General features: G+C 46.1%; 30 protein-coding genes and 1 pseudogene. 29 read left to right on the forward strand and 2 right to left on the reverse strand.

The genetic code is table 11. The features are described 5' to 3' along the window. From tuf to rplQ, 29 genes and pseudogenes are all read left to right on the forward strand, one after another. Positions 1-250: pseudogene (gene tuf / locus L5M28_RS23070) on the forward strand (elongation factor Tu); the annotation flags it as partial. A 334-nt stretch (positions 251-584) separates the two neighbouring features. Continuing rightward, on the forward strand, positions 585-896 hold the full coding sequence (gene rpsJ, locus L5M28_RS23075; protein WP_006083601.1) for a 30S ribosomal protein S10: 312 nt from the start codon (positions 585-587) through the stop codon (positions 894-896). A gap of 30 nt (positions 897-926) precedes the next feature. Beyond that, positions 927-1,565, forward strand: a complete 639-nt coding sequence (gene rplC / locus L5M28_RS23080) for a 50S ribosomal protein L3 (RefSeq protein WP_006083600.1) — start codon at positions 927-929, stop codon at positions 1,563-1,565. A 17-nt stretch (positions 1,566-1,582) separates the two neighbouring features. Then, positions 1,583-2,188 (forward strand): 50S ribosomal protein L4, encoded by a 606-nt coding sequence (gene rplD / locus L5M28_RS23085; protein ID WP_113941598.1) that lies wholly within the window; start codon positions 1,583-1,585, stop codon positions 2,186-2,188. Beyond that, positions 2,188-2,490, forward strand: coding sequence for a 50S ribosomal protein L23 (gene rplW / locus L5M28_RS23090; RefSeq protein WP_025008843.1), 303 nt, complete (start codon positions 2,188-2,190; stop codon positions 2,488-2,490). Before rplD ends, rplW begins: the two co-directional genes overlap by 1 nt. A gap of 16 nt (positions 2,491-2,506) precedes the next feature. Continuing rightward, a complete protein-coding gene (gene rplB, locus L5M28_RS23095; RefSeq protein ID WP_006083597.1) occupies positions 2,507-3,331 on the forward strand; it encodes a 50S ribosomal protein L2 in 825 nt (274 codons plus the stop codon). 14 nt (positions 3,332-3,345) lie between these two features. Then, complete coding sequence (gene rpsS / locus L5M28_RS23100; protein ID WP_006083596.1) at positions 3,346-3,624, forward strand: 30S ribosomal protein S19; 279 nt, start codon at positions 3,346-3,348, stop codon at positions 3,622-3,624. Positions 3,625-3,639: 15 nt separating this feature from the next. After that, on the forward strand, positions 3,640-3,972 hold the full coding sequence (rplV, locus tag L5M28_RS23105) for a 50S ribosomal protein L22 (protein ID WP_006083595.1): 333 nt from the start codon (positions 3,640-3,642) through the stop codon (positions 3,970-3,972). 9 nt (positions 3,973-3,981) lie between these two features. Then, positions 3,982-4,674 carry a 30S ribosomal protein S3 gene (gene rpsC, locus L5M28_RS23110; protein ID WP_006083594.1) on the forward strand — a complete coding sequence of 231 codons (693 nt, stop codon included), beginning with the start codon at positions 3,982-3,984 and terminating at the stop codon, positions 4,672-4,674. 11 nt (positions 4,675-4,685) lie between these two features. Then, entirely contained in the window at positions 4,686-5,096 is a 411-nt protein-coding gene (gene rplP, locus L5M28_RS23115) for a 50S ribosomal protein L16 (protein WP_006083593.1), read from the forward strand. Then, complete coding sequence (gene rpmC, locus L5M28_RS23120) at positions 5,096-5,287, forward strand: 50S ribosomal protein L29 (protein WP_006083592.1); 192 nt, start codon at positions 5,096-5,098, stop codon at positions 5,285-5,287. Before rplP ends, rpmC begins: the two co-directional genes overlap by 1 nt. Next, complete coding sequence (rpsQ, locus tag L5M28_RS23125; RefSeq protein ID WP_006083591.1) at positions 5,287-5,535, forward strand: 30S ribosomal protein S17; 249 nt, start codon at positions 5,287-5,289, stop codon at positions 5,533-5,535. Before rpmC ends, rpsQ begins: the two co-directional genes overlap by 1 nt. A 180-nt stretch (positions 5,536-5,715) precedes the next feature. Further along, positions 5,716-6,084, forward strand: coding sequence for a 50S ribosomal protein L14 (gene rplN / locus L5M28_RS23130; RefSeq protein WP_006083590.1), 369 nt, complete (start codon positions 5,716-5,718; stop codon positions 6,082-6,084). A gap of 11 nt (positions 6,085-6,095) precedes the next feature. Next, positions 6,096-6,410: a 50S ribosomal protein L24 gene (gene rplX, locus L5M28_RS23135; protein ID WP_006083589.1), complete on the forward strand. Its 315-nt coding sequence runs from the start codon at positions 6,096-6,098 to the stop codon at positions 6,408-6,410. A 12-nt stretch (positions 6,411-6,422) separates the two neighbouring features. Then, complete coding sequence (gene rplE, locus L5M28_RS23140) at positions 6,423-6,962, forward strand: 50S ribosomal protein L5 (RefSeq protein WP_006083588.1); 540 nt, start codon at positions 6,423-6,425, stop codon at positions 6,960-6,962. 10 nt (positions 6,963-6,972) lie between these two features. After that, positions 6,973-7,278, forward strand: a complete 306-nt coding sequence (gene rpsN, locus L5M28_RS23145; protein ID WP_006083587.1) for a 30S ribosomal protein S14 — start codon at positions 6,973-6,975, stop codon at positions 7,276-7,278. Positions 7,279-7,302: 24 nt separating this feature from the next. Next, entirely contained in the window at positions 7,303-7,695 is a 393-nt protein-coding gene (rpsH, locus tag L5M28_RS23150) for a 30S ribosomal protein S8 (RefSeq protein WP_006083586.1), read from the forward strand. 10 nt (positions 7,696-7,705) lie between these two features. Further along, positions 7,706-8,239, forward strand: coding sequence for a 50S ribosomal protein L6 (rplF, locus tag L5M28_RS23155; protein ID WP_105251036.1), 534 nt, complete (start codon positions 7,706-7,708; stop codon positions 8,237-8,239). Positions 8,240-8,249: 10 nt separating this feature from the next. After that, on the forward strand, positions 8,250-8,600 hold the full coding sequence (rplR, locus tag L5M28_RS23160; RefSeq protein ID WP_006083584.1) for a 50S ribosomal protein L18: 351 nt from the start codon (positions 8,250-8,252) through the stop codon (positions 8,598-8,600). A gap of 11 nt (positions 8,601-8,611) precedes the next feature. Beyond that, positions 8,612-9,115: a 30S ribosomal protein S5 gene (gene rpsE / locus L5M28_RS23165; RefSeq protein WP_006083583.1), complete on the forward strand. Its 504-nt coding sequence runs from the start codon at positions 8,612-8,614 to the stop codon at positions 9,113-9,115. Between the two features lie 6 nt (positions 9,116-9,121). Then, positions 9,122-9,304, forward strand: coding sequence for a 50S ribosomal protein L30 (gene rpmD, locus L5M28_RS23170; RefSeq protein ID WP_006083582.1), 183 nt, complete (start codon positions 9,122-9,124; stop codon positions 9,302-9,304). Between the two features lie 3 nt (positions 9,305-9,307). Next, positions 9,308-9,742 carry a 50S ribosomal protein L15 gene (gene rplO, locus L5M28_RS23175; protein ID WP_006083581.1) on the forward strand — a complete coding sequence of 145 codons (435 nt, stop codon included), beginning with the start codon at positions 9,308-9,310 and terminating at the stop codon, positions 9,740-9,742. 7 nt (positions 9,743-9,749) lie between these two features. After that, positions 9,750-11,090, forward strand: a complete 1,341-nt coding sequence (gene secY, locus L5M28_RS23180; RefSeq protein WP_007644459.1) for a preprotein translocase subunit SecY — start codon at positions 9,750-9,752, stop codon at positions 11,088-11,090. A 21-nt stretch (positions 11,091-11,111) separates the two neighbouring features. Continuing rightward, positions 11,112-11,225: a 50S ribosomal protein L36 gene (rpmJ, locus tag L5M28_RS23185; RefSeq protein ID WP_006083579.1), complete on the forward strand. Its 114-nt coding sequence runs from the start codon at positions 11,112-11,114 to the stop codon at positions 11,223-11,225. A gap of 117 nt (positions 11,226-11,342) precedes the next feature. After that, positions 11,343-11,699, forward strand: coding sequence for a 30S ribosomal protein S13 (rpsM, locus tag L5M28_RS23190; RefSeq protein WP_011787581.1), 357 nt, complete (start codon positions 11,343-11,345; stop codon positions 11,697-11,699). A 15-nt stretch (positions 11,700-11,714) separates the two neighbouring features. Next, on the forward strand, positions 11,715-12,107 hold the full coding sequence (gene rpsK, locus L5M28_RS23195) for a 30S ribosomal protein S11 (RefSeq protein WP_006083577.1): 393 nt from the start codon (positions 11,715-11,717) through the stop codon (positions 12,105-12,107). Positions 12,108-12,139: 32 nt separating this feature from the next. Continuing rightward, entirely contained in the window at positions 12,140-12,760 is a 621-nt protein-coding gene (gene rpsD / locus L5M28_RS23200) for a 30S ribosomal protein S4 (protein WP_006083575.1), read from the forward strand. A gap of 24 nt (positions 12,761-12,784) precedes the next feature. Next, a complete protein-coding gene (locus tag L5M28_RS23205; protein ID WP_006083574.1) occupies positions 12,785-13,774 on the forward strand; it encodes a DNA-directed RNA polymerase subunit alpha in 990 nt (329 codons plus the stop codon). A 40-nt stretch (positions 13,775-13,814) separates the two neighbouring features. After that, positions 13,815-14,210, forward strand: coding sequence for a 50S ribosomal protein L17 (gene rplQ, locus L5M28_RS23210; RefSeq protein ID WP_006083573.1), 396 nt, complete (start codon positions 13,815-13,817; stop codon positions 14,208-14,210). Positions 14,211-14,267: 57 nt separating this feature from the next. On the opposite strand, the gene L5M28_RS23215 is transcribed toward rplQ, so the two are convergent. Both L5M28_RS23215 and L5M28_RS23220 read right to left on the reverse strand, forming a co-directional pair. Then, the gene (locus L5M28_RS23215; RefSeq protein ID WP_251073512.1) at positions 14,268-15,272 is read right to left on the reverse strand and encodes an ABC transporter substrate-binding protein; all 1,005 of its coding nucleotides are present in this window, start codon (positions 15,270-15,272) and stop codon (positions 14,268-14,270) included. A 162-nt stretch (positions 15,273-15,434) separates the two neighbouring features. Further along, positions 15,435-15,663 (reverse strand): transposase (locus L5M28_RS23220; protein WP_263196414.1); only part of this gene is annotated, 229 nt, incomplete at its 5' end.

Raw genomic sequence — 15,663 nt, forward strand, 5'->3', positions numbered from 1 at the left:
AAAGAAAGAAGAAGGCGGACGTCACACTCCATTCTTCAAAGGCTACCGTCCACAGTTCTACTTCCGTACAACTGACGTAACCGGTACTATCGAACTGCCAGAAGGCGTAGAGATGGTAATGCCTGGCGACAACATCAAAATGGTAGTGACTCTGATTTGCCCAATCGCGATGGACGAAGGTTTACGCTTCGCAATCCGTGAAGGTGGTCGTACAGTTGGTGCTGGTGTAGTAGCTAAAATCATCGCTTAATTGCGATAGAGATTAGTTTGAAAAGGAAGCTTCGGCTTCCTTTTTTATTTGAGGGCTGGTTTTATTTACAAATTTGTGTAAAATGCTCGCCACTCTGAAGTTAAATAGTTATTTGATGACTATTTACACAGCGGGCTTGATATCCGAATTTAGATAGGTATAATGGCCCCCTCGTCGACCTAGGTTAACGAATTAAATGATTAGTCGCTTAAGTTAATCATTATCATAGCGGCTCCGATTGGGAGTCGAACGGTTAAATCATCTCGCTCTGCTTTTCTATTTAGAAGAAGCTAGAGGGTGATTTTTTATATGTCCATTTTAGGAGCTCTGGTCAATGCAGAACCAAAGAATCCGTATCCGCTTAAAGGGATTTGATCATCGCTTAATTGATCAGTCTACAGCGGAAATCGTTGAAACTGCTAAGCGTACAGGCGCGCAGGTTCGTGGTCCAATTCCACTACCTACTCGCAAAGAGCGTTATACCATTTTGATCTCTCCGCACGTTAATAAAGATGCTCGTGACCAGTACGAATTACGTACACACAAGCGCCTGGTTGACATCGTAGAGCCAACTGAAAAGACTGTTGACGCGTTAATGCGTTTAGATCTTGCGGCTGGTGTCGACGTACAGATTAGCTTGGGTTAATTGAGATCCTAGTAAGAAGAGGTTTGAGAGATGGCTATCGGTCTTATTGGTCGTAAAGTTGGTATGACTCGCATCTTCACTGAAGATGGTGTTTCAATACCAGTTACTGTAATTGAAGTTGCAGGCAACCGTGTTACTCAAGTGAAAACTTTAGAAACTGACGGCTACCGTGCACTTCAAGTTACAACTGGCACCAAAAAAGCCAATCGCATCACTAAACCAGAAGCAGGTCACTTTGCCAAGAGCGGCGTTGAAGCCGGTCGTGGTTTGTGGGAAATGCGTTTGGTAGACGGTGAAGGCGAGGGCATTGAAGTTGGTGCTGAGCTAAATGTTGATATTTTCGCAGACGTAGCGAAAGTTGATGTTACTGGTCAATCAAAAGGTAAAGGCTTCCAAGGCGGCGTTAAGCGTTGGAACTTCCGTACTCAAGATATGACTCACGGTAACTCTTTGTCGCACCGCTCGAATGGTTCTATCGGTCAGAACCAAACGCCTGGTCGCGTATTCAAAGGCAAAAAAATGTCAGGCCATATGGGTGCCGAGCGTGTTACTACTCAAAATCTAGTTGTTGTTCGTGTAGATGTTGAGCGTAACCTGCTACTAGTCCGTGGCGCTGTTCCTGGCGCTACCAATGGCGACTTGATTATCAAGCCTGCCGTTAAAGCTTAAGGTCTGAGGAGATAGTAATGGAATTGGTATTGAAAGACGCGCAAAGCGCTCTTGAAGTTTCCGAAACTACCTTCGGCCGTGACTTTAACGAGGCACTGGTTCATCAGGTAGTTGTAGCATACGCTGCAAACGCGCGTCAGGGCACTCGTGCTCAAAAGACTCGTGCGGAAGTAACTGGCTCAGGCAAAAAGCCTTGGCGCCAAAAAGGAACTGGCCGTGCTCGTGCTGGTTCTGTTAAAGGCCCAATCTGGCGTGGCGGTGGCGTAACATTCGCTGCTAAAACCCAAGATCACAGCCAAAAAGTTAACAAAAAGATGTACCGCGGCGCGCTGAGAAGCATTCTGTCTGAATTGGTACGTCAAGAGCGTTTGGTTATTGTTGAATCTTTCGGTGTTGAAGCTCCTAAAACTAAAGAGCTGAAAGCTAAATTGAAAGCAATGAACCTTGAAGACGTTCTGATTGTGACTGCAGAAGTTGATGAGAACTTATTCTTAGCAGCTCGTAACCTGTACAAGGTTGACGTTCGTGATGTAGCGGGTCTAGACCCAGTGAGTCTGATCGCCTTCAACACTGTGCTTGTGACTGCTGACGCAGTGAAGCAAATCGAGGAGATGCTAGCATGATGATCCGCGAAGAACGTTTGCTAAAAGTTATTCTCGCTCCACATATCTCTGAAAAGAGCACTGTGAACGCTGAGAAGCACAACACTGTTGTTTTCCGCGTAGCTATCGATGCAACTAAAGCTGAAATTAAAGCTGCTGTTGCTAAGCTATTTGAAGTTGAAGTTGATTCAGTTCGCACTTTAGTGAGCAAAGGCAAAACTAAACGCACTGGTGGCCGTACTGGTCGTCGTAGCGATTGGAAAAAAGCCTATGTGACTCTAGCTGCTGGTGCTGACATCGATTTCGTCGGCGGCGCTGAGTAAGCAAAGGAGAATTATCATGGCAGTTATTAAGTGTAAGCCAACCTCTCCAGGTCGTCGCCACGTAGTTAAAGTGGTGAACACTGACCTGCACAAGGGTAAACCTTTTGCTGGCCTGTTGGCGAAAAAATCTAAAAGTGGTGGCCGTAACAATACTGGCCGTATCACTGTCCGTCACGTAGGTGGTGGTCATAAGCAGCATTATCGTCTAATCGACTTCAAACGCGATAAAGATGGCATCCCTGCAAAGATTGAGCGTCTGGAATATGATCCAAACCGTACTGCTAACATCGCGTTAGTATTGTATGCGGATGGTGAGCGTCGTTATATTCTTGCTGCCAAAGGCATGCAAGCTGGCGATAAGATCCAGTCTGGTGTTGCTGCCGAGATCAAAACCGGTAACGCTATGCCACTGCGCAACATCCCAGTAGGTTCTGTAGTTCACGCAGTTGAAATGAAGCCTGGTAAAGGTGCTCAGATCGCTCGTTCTGCAGGTGCTTATGTACAAGTTGTTGCTCGTGATGGCGCATATGCCACTCTACGTCTTCGCTCTGGCGAAATGCGTAAAGTGCCAGTTGATTGCCGCGCGACATTTGGTGAAGTTGGTAATGCCGAACACATGCTACGCCAGTTAGGTAAAGCAGGTGCTAAGCGCTGGAGAGGCATACGTCCTACAGTGCGTGGTGTTGCAATGAACCCAGTAGACCATCCACACGGTGGTGGTGAAGGCCGTACTTCTGGTGGTCGTCACCCAGTGACTCCATGGGGTGTGCCAACTAAGGGTTATAAAACTCGTAGTAACAAGCGCACTGACAAGTACATCGTACGTCGTCGTAATAAATAGTAAGAGGATTCGCCATGCCACGTTCTCTCAAGAAAGGTCCCTTCATTGACCTGCACTTGCTGAAGAAGGTAGAGAAAGCGATGGAAGCCGGTGACAAAAAGCCTATTAAGACTTGGTCACGTCGCTCTATGATCATTCCAAATATGATTGGTTTGACCATCGCTGTCCATAATGGTCGTCAGCACGTTCCTGTGTTCGTAACTGACGAAATGATCGGCCACAAACTTGGTGAATTTTCACCAACTCGCACTTATCGCGGCCATGCTGCAGATAAGAAAGCGAAGAAGCGTTAATACGGGAGGAATAAGATGGAAGTTTTAGCTAAACATCGTTTTGCCCGTACGTCTGCGCAGAAGGCCCGTCTGGTTGCTGATCAAATTCGTGGATTGCCTGTTGCTAAGGCCCTCGAGATTTTGACTTTCAGCCCCAAGAAAGCCGCCGTACTGGTTAAAAAAGTACTTGACTCAGCTATCGCAAACGCCGAACACAACGAAGGCGCGGATATTGATGAGCTTAAAGTCGGAGCCGTCTTCGTAGATGAAGGCCCAACTATGAAGCGTATCATGCCACGTGCTAAAGGCCGCGCTGATCGTATCATGAAGCGTACCAGCCACATTACTGTGGTTGTATCAGATCGCTAGGAGAGAGCAATGGGACAGAAAGTACATCCTAATGGTATCCGTCTGGGTATCACCAAGCCTTGGATCTCTACCTGGTACGCAGATAAATCAGATTACGCAAGTAACCTGAACAGCGACTGGGAAGTGCGTAAGTTTCTTGTAGAGAAATTACAAGCTGCTTCAGTATCTAAGATTGTTATCGAGCGTCCAGCGAAAAGCATCCGCGTTACCATTCACACTGCCCGTCCAGGTGTTGTGATCGGTAAGAAAGGTGAAGACGTTGAAGTATTGCGTGCTGCAGTGTCAAAACTTGCTGGCACTCCTGCTCAAATTAACATCGCTGAGATCCGTAAACCTGAGCTAGATGCCAAGTTAGTTGCTGACTCAATTGCACAGCAATTAGAGCGTCGCGTAATGTTCCGTCGTGCTATGAAGCGCGCAGTTCAAAACGCAATGCGTATTGGTGCTCAAGGTATCAAAGTACAAGTTAGTGGCCGTTTAGGCGGAGCTGAGATTGCGCGCGATGAGTGGTATCGTGAAGGTCGTGTACCTTTACATACTTTGCGTGCTGACATCGACTATTCTACATCTGAAAGTCACACCCAATACGGTGTGATTGGCGTTAAAGTTTGGATCTTCAAAGGTGAAGTTCTAGACGGAATGCTGCCACAGATTGAAGAGCCGAAGCAGCAGCAACCTAAGCGCAAGCCTCGTGGTAAATAGGAGAGCCGGCAATGCTGCAACCTAAACGTATGAAGTTTCGCAAGATGTTCAAAGGCCGCAACCGCGGTCTAGCGAACGGTACCGAAGTTAGCTTTGGTACTTTTGGTCTGAAAGCAGTCGGCCGTGGCCGTTTAACTGCACGTCAGATCGAATCTGCACGTCGTGCCATGACACGTCACATTAAGCGTCAGGGACAAATTTGGATTCGAGTTTTCCCGGACAAGCCGATTACCTCTAAGCCTCTTGAAGTGCGTATGGGTAAAGGTAAAGGTAACGTTGAATACTGGGTATGTCAGATTCAACCTGGTAAGGTTCTTTATGAGATGAATGGTGTTTCTGAAGTGATCGCTCGTGAAGCGTTTGCTTTGGCTGCTGCCAAGCTTCCAATTAAGACTACCTTCGTAACTAAGACGGTGATGTAATGAAAGCGAGCGAACTGAGAGAAAAGAGCGTTGAAGAACTGAACGCTGAACTACTTGGTCTGCTGCGTGAGCAGTTCAACCTGCGTATGCAACACGCCACTGGTCAGTTGACTCAGACTAATCAACTGAAATTGGTGCGCCGTAATATTGCGCGCGTTAAGACCATTATTACTTCTAAGGCGGGTGCATAATGTCTGATAAAATCCGTACTTTGCAGGGTCGTGTAACTAGCAACAAAATGGACAAGTCCATTACTGTTGCTATCGAACGCCAAGTGAAACACCCAATTTATGGGAAATACATTAAGCGTACGACAAAGATCCATGCACATGACGAAACGAATCAGTGCAATGAAGGCGATTTAGTAGCGATTCGCGAATGTCGTCCTTTGTCTAAGACTAAGTCTTGGACCCTGGTTGAAGTAGTATCAAAGGCCTAAGTTAATTAGGTATTTAGGTAAACGGCTCCAGAATGTGGGGCCGTTTGTTTTTTAATACTATACATTCCACTTTTATGGTGTTATATTTGCGCGCCATTTTTGACTAAATTAATAGCAAAAATGAGTGTTTTTATTGTCCCATAGTGGGAATTGTGTAGTAACGATAGCGGAGCACTTAAAATGATCCAAATGCAATCGACTCTTGACGTTGCTTGTAACAGCGGCGCACGCAGAGTTCAGTGTATTAAGGTCTTGGGTGGCTCTCATCGTCGTTATGCCGGTATCGGCGACATCATCAAAGTTTCTGTTAAAGAAGCGATTCCTCGCGCTAAAGCGAAGAAAGGCGATGTGTATAACGCGGTGGTAGTCCGTACTAAGAAAGGCGTACGTCGTCCAGACGGTTCTGTCATTCGCTTCGATCGGAATGCAGCTGTTCTTTTGAACAACAACCTGCAGCCGATTGGTACTCGTATCTTTGGACCAGTGACACGTGAATTGCGTAATGAGCAATTTATGAAAATTGTCTCGCTGGCACCAGAAGTACTGTAAGGAGCTTCAAAATGGCAGCTAAAATACGTCGTGAAGACGAAGTGATTGTATTAGCAGGTAAAGACAAGGGTAAACGTGCAAAAGTTTCTCAAGTCCTTCCTACTGGTAAATTGATTGTTGAAGGCATCAATCTTGTCAAAAAACACCAAAAGCCAAACCCACAATTGGGCGTAGCTGGCGGTATTGTTGAGAAAGAAGCACCGATACAAGCATCAAATGTAGCGATTTTCAACTCTGCCACTGGCAAAGCTGATCGCGTTGGTTTCCGCTTTGAAGACGGCAAAAAAGTTCGTTTCTTCAAATCGAACAGTGAACTCGTTAAGTAATTGGAGTAAACGATGGCGAAACTGCATGATAAATACCAAGAGACTGTTGTCGCTGAACTTGCTAAAAAGTTCGGTTATACCAGTGTCATGCAAGTCCCTCGGATTGAGAAAATCACCCTGAACATGGGTGTTGGCGAAGCAGTTGCAGACAAGAAAATCATGGACCATGCTGTCCGTGATATGACTGCAATCGCTGGTCAAAAGCCAGTAGTGACTGTAGCTCGTAAGTCAGTTGCTGGTTTTAAAATCCGTGAAGGCTACCCTATTGGCTGTAAAGTGACCCTACGCGGTGAGCGTATGTGGGAATTCTTAGAGCGTTTAGTCGATATCGCAATCCCACGTATTCGTGACTTCCGTGGCTTAAGCGCTAAAGCGTTTGACGGCCGTGGTAACTACGCAATGGGCGTGCGTGAGCAGATCATCTTCCCAGAAATCGATTACGATAAAATCGATAAGATTCGTGGTATGGATATTGTTATCACTACTACTGCGAAGAATGATGAAGAAGGTCGTGCTTTGTTAGACGCTTTTAACTTCCCATTCAAGAAATAAGGGTAGCGTAATGGCAAAAACATCAATGAAAGCACGTGAAGCTAAACGTGCACAGCTCGTGGCCAAGTACGCTGAAAAGCGTGCGGCTCTTAAGACTATCATTGCAAGTCCAGCTTCTTCTGACGAAGATCGTTGGGATGCGGTTCTTAAGCTGCAAGCTCTACCACGTGATTCCAGCGCTGCGCGTCAACGCAATCGTTGTAATCAAACTGGTCGCCCTCATGGCTTCTTACGTAAATTCGGCTTAAGCCGTATCAAATTACGTGAAGCAACCATGCGTGGTGAAGTTCCTGGCCTGCGTAAGGCCAGCTGGTAAGCACTTGTCACGGAGTAAGCTAATATGAGCATGCAAGATCCTATTGCGGATATGTTAACCCGTATTCGTAACGGCCAAGCTGCTAACCACGTATCAGTGAAGATGCCTTCAGCTAAGTTGAAAGTCGCAATTGCGAAACTACTTAAAGATGAAGGTTATATTGCTGATTACGCCGTAGCAGATGAAGCCAAGCCTGAACTGGAAGTTACTTTAAAGTATTTCCAAGGCCAACCAGTCGTTGAGACTATCCAGCGTGTAAGTCGCCCTGGTCTTCGTATTTACAAAGGTAAAAACGAACTTCCAAAGGTGATGGGCGGTCTGGGTGTCGCAATTGTGTCCACTTCTAAAGGCTTGATGACTGATCGTGCCGCCCGCCTTGCAGGCATGGGTGGCGAGGTTATCTGCTACGTAGCTTAAGGAGCTAGGAATGTCTCGTGTAGCAAAAGCACCAGTATCTATTCCAGCTGGCGTAGAGGTGACCTTGAACGAACAGACCCTTACCGTCAAAGGCGGAAAAGGTAGTCTGACTCGAGTGATCAACAATGCGGTCAATGTTGTTATTGAAGCCGGCGTAGTTAAGTTCCTCCCTGTTGAAGGCGTTGTTAACGCTTGGGCACAGGCTGGTACAACTCGTGCATTAGTAAACAACATGGTTGTTGGTGTATCTCAAGGTTTTGAGCGTAAGTTAAAGTTAGTTGGCGTTGGTTACCGTGCGAAACTCGTCGGTGCTGATATTGACCTTACTTTAGGTTTCTCTCATCCGTTAGTACACAAACTGCCCGCAGGCGTTACTGCAGAGTGCCCTAGCCAAACTGACATCGTCCTACGTGGCGTTGATAAACAGTTAATTGGCCAAGTCGCTGCTGAGATTCGCGGATACCGTCCACCAGAGCCATACAAAGGCAAAGGTGTTCGCTATGACGACGAAGTAGTACGCCGTAAAGAGGCTAAGAAGAAGTAGGTAACGCGATATGGATAAGAAAACATCTCGCTTACGTCGCGCTACTCGCGCTCGTAAGAAGATCCAAGAGCTGGGCGTGAACCGTCTGGTTGTACATCGTACACCGCGTCACATTTATGCTCAGGTGATCAATCCTGAAGCTCAGGTGTTGGCAGCTGCTTCAACCGTAGAAAAAGCGGTTAAAGAGCTACTGAAGAGTACCGGTAACGTAGACGCAGCGAAAGCAGTAGGTAAATTTGTTGCTGAGCGCGCGATCGAAAAAGGCGTAACTTCAGTTGCGTTCGATCGTTCTGGTTTCAAGTATCACGGTCGTGTAGCTGCTTTAGCAGATGCAGCTCGTGAAGCTGGCCTGAAGTTCTAAGGGGTTATAAAATGGCTAAATTAGAAGCTCAGCAAAAAGACGATCTGCAAGAGAAATTAATTGCAGTTAATCGTGTTTCTAAAGTAGTTAAGGGCGGTCGTATCTTTAGCTTCACAGCACTGACAGTAGTGGGTGACGGTAACGGTAAGATTGGCTATGGCTATGGCAAAGCACGTGAAGTTCCAGCCGCGATTCAAAAAGCGATGGAAAAAGCTCGTCGTAACATTGTGACCGTTGAGTTGAATGCAGGTACTCTGCATCACCCAGTTAAAGGTCGTCATACTGGTTCACTTGTGTACATGCAACCTGCATCACAAGGTACTGGTATTATTGCCGGTGGCGCAATGCGTGCCGTATTGGAAGTAGCAGGCGTGCATAACGTTCTGTCAAAAGCATACGGTTCTACTAACCCGATCAACATCGTTCGCGCGACTGTCGATGCATTGGTGCACATGAAGTCACCTTCGCAAATCGCAGCTAAGCGTGGCCTGAATGTTGACGAAATTCGGGGGTAATGCACCATGGCAACTAAAACTGTAAAAGTTACTCAAACTAAAAGCGGTATCGGTCGTTTACCGAAGCACCGTGCAACCCTAACGGGTCTTGGTTTGCGTCGCATTGGTCACACTGTTGAATTAGAAGATACTCCTTCTGTTCGCGGTATGATCAACAAGGTCTACTACATGGTTAAGGTGGAGGATTAATAGATGCGTTTAAATACTCTATCTCCAGCTGCAGGCTCTAAGCATGCACCAAAGCGTGTAGGCCGTGGTATGGGCTCAGGTCTAGGTAAAACAGCGGGTCGTGGTCATAAAGGCCAAAAGTCTCGCTCTGGTGGCGGTGTACGCCCAGGATTCGAAGGTGGTCAAATGCCACTAAAAATCCGTTTACCTAAATTTGGTTTTACCTCGCGTCGCGCTATGGTAACAGCTGAAGTTCGTGTACTCGAACTGGCAAAAGTTAACGGTGATGTTATCGACTTAAACGCTCTGAAAGATGCGAACGTAATAACTCGCAACATCCAGTTTGCGAAAATTGTTCTTTCAGGTACCATTGAGCGCCCTGTGACTGTTAAAGGTCTGAAGGTAACCAAAGGTGCACGTGCAGCTATTGAAGCTGCCGGCGGTAAGATCGAGGAATAATACGTCGATGGCAAAACCAGGACTTGATTTAAAAAGCGCGAAAGGTGGACTTTCTGAATTGAAAGCTCGCCTCCTGTTCGTGATTGGTGCGATTATCGTCTTTAGAGCCGGTTCGTTTGTGCCAATTCCTGGTATTGACGCAGCTGTATTAGCAGAGCTGTTTGCTCAGCAAAGTGGAACCATCCTTGGCATGTTTAACATGTTCTCGGGTGGTGCCCTTGAGCGTGCCTCTATCTTTGCATTAGGTATTATGCCGTACATTTCGGCATCGATTATCATGCAACTGTTGACTGTAGTACATCCTGCACTCGCTGAATTGAAAAAAGAAGGCGAATCAGGACGTAAGAAAATCAGTCAATATACCAGATGGGGTACCTTAGTGCTGGGTACATTCCAGTCGGTCGGTATTGCAACCGGGTTACCAAACTTAGTGCCAGGCCTTGTGGTCAACATTGGATTTGGATTCTACTTTGTTGCGGTTGTGAGCTTAGTAACAGGAACTATGTTCCTTATGTGGCTAGGTGAGCAAATTACCGAACGTGGTATAGGTAATGGTATCTCGATTTTGATTTTCGCAGGTATTGTTGCTGGATTACCTTCCGCTATCGGCCAAACGGCTGAGCAGGCGCGTCAAGGTGACTTGAATGTGTTAGTATTGTTGTTGCTCGCGGTAATTGTGTTTGCAGTGACTTATTTTGTAGTGTTTGTGGAACGTGGTCAGCGTCGTATCGTCGTTAACTATGCTAAGCGTCAGCAAGGCCGTAAGGTGTTCGCTGCGCAAAGTACCCATCTACCGCTGAAAATAAACATGGCAGGTGTTATTCCGCCAATTTTTGCGTCAAGCATCATTTTGTTTCCTGGAACACTGGCTCAGTGGTTCGGTCAAAATGAGTCCATGTCATGGTTGAGTGATTTTTCACTGGCTGTGTCACCTGGACAACCGCTTTACTCATTATTATATGCAACAGCGATTATCTTTTTCTGTTTCTTCTATACTGCGTTGGTGTTTAACCCGCGTGAAACAGCAGATAACTTGAAGAAGAGTGGTGCATTCATCCCTGGGATCCGTCCTGGAGAACAGACTTCGCGTTACATTGATAAAGTTATGACCCGTTTGACATTGGCAGGCGCGTTATACATAACCTTTATCTGCTTAATTCCGGAGTTCATGTTAATTGCGTGGAAAGTACAGTTCTATTTCGGCGGTACTTCACTACTAATTATGGTAGTCGTAATCATGGACTTCATGGCTCAGGTTCAGACGCATATGATGTCTCATCAGTATGAGTCTGTGATGAAGAAAGCTAACCTAGTTAACAAAGCGAATTTAGATCGCTTTGGTCGCTAAGTAGCTTTACGGAGTGATGAAATGAAAGTTCGAGCTTCCGTGAAGAAGATCTGCCGTAACTGCAAGATCGTCAAGCGTAGTGGCGTTGTACGCGTTATCTGTGTTGAACCAAAACACAAACAGCGTCAAGGCTAAAAAGTAATTTGTTCAGCCCATGAATTGGGCTGAACAAAATTTTGTTTGCAAATCTGTCGACTGTCGAGTATCCTTTCGGGCTTTTCGCAGTTGGCCTTTAACTTTAAGGAGTGCATAGTGGCCCGTATCGCTGGCATTAACATTCCTGATCAAAAGCATACAGTCATCGCATTGACTGCAATTTTCGGCATCGGCCGTACTCGCGCTAGAGCAATCTGCGCGGCTACAGCAATCGCTGAAACTGCTAAGATCAAGGAATTGAGCGAAGCTCAAATAGACACACTACGCGAAGAAGTCGCCAAATACCTAGTAGAAGGTGACTTACGTCGTGAGATTTCAATGAACATCAAGCGTCTTATGGATCTTGGTTGTTATCGTGGTCTCCGCCATCGCCGTAGCCTGCCTCTCCGTGGGCAACGTACTAAGACCAATGCGCGTACGCGTAAAGGTCCACGTAAACCTATTAGAAAGTAACGGGAAGGTAAAGCAATGGCTAAAGTTCCGTCACGTTCTCCGCGTAAGCGCGTACGTAAACAGGTTGCAGATGGCATGGCTCATATCCATGCTTCTTTCAACAACACTATTGTCACCATTACAGATCGTCAAGGTAATGCGTTGTCATGGGCTACTTCAGGTGGTTCAGGTTTCCGTGGTTCACGTAAATCTACTCCATTTGCTGCACAGGTGGCTGCTGAGCGTGCAGGTGCTGCTGCTCAAGACTACGGTTTAAAAAACCTTGAAGTGTTTGTGAAGGGTCCAGGTCCAGGTCGTGAGTCAGCCATTCGTGCGCTGAACGCTGTTGGTTATAAAATTACCAACATTACCGATGTGACGCCGATCCCTCATAATGGTTGTCGTCCTCCTAAAAAGCGTCGTGTATAACGCCGTTTCATTAGGATAGTTGGAGAAAGATCATGGCAAGATACTTGGGTCCCAAGCTCAAGCTCAGCCGCCGAGAAGGTACAGACCTTTTCTTAAAAAGCGGTGTGAGAGCAATCGATTCAAAGTGTAAACTGGAAACTGCACCTGGACAACATGGCGCTCGTAAGCCACGTTTGTCAGAGTACGGTACTCAGTTACGCGAAAAACAAAAAGTTCGTCGTATTTACGGTGTGTTAGAAAAACAATTCCGTAACTATTACAAAGATGCTGCACGTACTAAAGGCAACACAGGTGAAAACCTGCTTCAGCTTTTAGAAACCCGTCTTGATAACGTTGTTTATCGTATGGGCTTCGGTGCAACTCGTGCAGAATCACGTCAGCTAGTAAGCCATAAATCTATTATGGTTAACGGTCGTGTTGTTAACATTCCATCATTCAAAGTGTCTGCGAATGATGTTGTGAGCATCCGCGAGAAGTCACGTACTCAAGCTCGTATTAAAGCGGCTTTAGAAGTGGCAGCTCAACGCGAGAAGCCTACATGGGTTGAAGTCGACAACGCGAAAATGGAAGGTGCTTTCAAGCGCGTTCCAGAACGTAGCGATTTGTCTGCGGAAATTAACGAACAGCTGATCGTCGAGCTTTACTCTAAGTAAGGCTAACAAACAAGAGAGGACACAATGCAGGGTTCTGTTACAGAATTTCTTAAACCGCGTCTCGTTGATATCGAGCAGGTTAACTCAACACGTGCCAAGGTTACATTGGAACCACTTGAGCGTGGTTTCGGCCACACTTTAGGTAACGCGTTGCGTCGCATCCTATTGTCGTCTATGCCCGGCTGCGCGGTTACCGAAGTCGAGATTGACGGTGTACTGCACGAATACAGCAGTAAGGAAGGCGTTCAAGAAGATATCCTTGAGATCTTGTTAAACCTGAAAGGGTTAGCAGTGACCATCGAGGGTAAAGACGAGGCTATGCTTACGTTGAGCAAGTCCGGCGCAGGCCCTGTCATCGCAGCAGATATCACGCATGATGGTGATGTCACTATCGTGAATCCTGATCATATTATCTGTCATCTGACAGGTAACAATGATATCAGCATGCGTATTCGCGTTGAGCGTGGTCGTGGTTATGTACCAGCATCTGCTCGTGCACAGACCGAAGACGATGATCGCCCAATCGGCCGCTTGCTGGTTGATGCTTCTTTCTCGCCAGTTGCACGTATTGCCTACAATGTAGAAGCAGCACGTGTAGAACAGCGTACTGACTTAGATAAACTCGTTATCGATATGACCACAAACGGTACTATCGATCCTGAGGAAGCTATCCGTCGTTCTGCAACTATTCTGGCTGAACAGCTAGATGCGTTTGTAGAGTTACGTGACGTGACTGAGCCAGAGCTGAAAGAAGAGAAACCGGAATTCGATCCGATTCTGCTGCGTCCTGTCGACGATTTAGAGCTAACTGTACGTTCGGCTAACTGCTTGAAAGCCGAAGCGATTCATTACATCGGAGATCTGGTACAGCGCACTGAAGTTGAGTTGCTGAAAACCCCGAACTTAGGTAAGAAATCTCTTACTGAAATTAAGGATGTTTTAGCTTCTCGCGGACTGTCGTTAGGTATGCGTTTGGAAAACTGGCCTCCAGCTAGTTTAGCAGACGACCTATAAGTCTCAGGTTTGTACAGATTTAGGTTATAAGGATTAGGTCATGCGCCATCGTAAGAGTGGTCGTCAACTAAACCGTAACAGCAGTCATCGCCAAGCCATGTTTCGCAACATGGCCGGTTCACTAGTTCGTCATGAGATCATCAAGACAACTGTGGCTAAAGCGAAAGAACTGCGTCGCGTAGTTGAGCCTCTGATAACACTTGCTAAGAGTGACAGCGTTGCAAACCGTCGTTTAGCGTTTGCACGTACTCGCGACGCTGAAGTCGTTGGTAAGTTATTTACTGAGTTGGGTCCACGTTACCAGGAACGTCCTGGTGGCTATACCCGTATCCTTAAGTGCGGTTTACGTGCTGGTGATAAAGCCCCTATGGCTTACATCGAGCTAGTTGGTCGCCCAGAAGCTGCTCAAGCTGTTGATGTTGAAGCTGCTGAGTAATTAAGGTTACACTTTTAAAAAGCCGGGCATTAGCCCGGCTTTTTTATGCCTTTTTTACTATTTTACCCAAAGTGTGGTTTTCTCGATTTCTTTTGGGAGGACGATATTCCATTTAGCTAAGCCTTTCTGGCTAAACATGTATTTTCCAAGATCATCTGTTACTGGGAAAATATTTTCGGGTTTCTCGCCGCCGAGTATTTTTGTCGCCATATTCGCTGCAATCTTGCCATGATGATAGCCATCGAGAACATAGCCACCAATATTACCTTCAGCAGAGACACTAAATCCCCAAAACCCAAAATTCGGTACCGGAGTATGTTCAGATATCCATTTTAGGAGCTGATCTGCATCCACTGAGCGATTATCTGCGTCTCTAACTGTGTGATATAGCGCCACGACTATAGCGTTATAACCTTGTTCCTTCGCGGTCAATACATTCCGCTGCCAATCCGTTAGCTGTGACAATTGCACCAAATTAACTTCGATATCGCCTAACATGCTTGAGTGTTGTTTACTGATGTATTCAGCCGCAGAGTCAGAGGTGACTCCTTGGTCGAATAGAACTAAGATTTTTCTATGTACAGTCTGCGGTAGTAAACGTTGAATGAGCAGTAGAGAACGTCGTAGTAGTGGTCTCTCAATGACGCCTGTGAAGCGTTTGTGTTCATTGAGATGATATTCTCTAGGATTCATGTTCACCCCTAAATAGACTACTGGGATTAGGCTGTCATTTAGGCGCTGGTGTAAGAGATTAACCGCATTATCATCGGCGAGAATAACCAATTGAGGTGCTTGTTGTTGAATATATTTCCATGCTAAGTCAGCCCGTTCAGCAAATTGCGCTTGGGGTAAGCGTTTGGTATCCATCTCGAAATAACTAACATCGTGGTGAGGGCTGAGCGTGTCATAAATCGCTTGATAGTATTCTTGGTCCCATTGATAGCTATGATGGTAGCTTTCGATAACAACAACCTTAGCAGCATTAGCTTCCTGAGAGAGGCCTATCAAGCAGATAATTAGGAAGCTTAGAATGTGTTGCAAACTAGAGTTTAGTTGTCTCATTTGAATCATATGCAATCTTAGGTATTGGCGCTGCCTAGAGTATAGTCCACCTTTAATTGTGCATATTGAGATAATAAAAAAGCCTCACTAGTTATTAAGCTAGGAGGCTTAGTTTGTACGCTATTGCTGTTCCATCAATAACCTACTTAACCTGAGATCGGTTTAACAAGCCATAACTGTAATAGCATTAAACTCTGCGTTAGTGAGGTTCAGTTGTGGCTTATTGTCTTTCAATTGATAGGCGATGAGTCCGGCAATCATATTTAGCATAAAACCATGCACGCTGCGGTGTCTAGAGTGTTCTATTTGAGAGATATTTTTTAACTGGTCGTTGATGGTTTCTATGATGAAACGTCTCGACAGCATCGCTCTATCCCACAACAACATTGCC

The sequence above is a fragment of the Shewanella sp. SW32 genome, from assembly GCF_025653365.1.
In the GTDB taxonomy this organism is placed as follows: Bacteria; Pseudomonadota; Gammaproteobacteria; order Enterobacterales; family Shewanellaceae; genus Shewanella; species Shewanella oncorhynchi.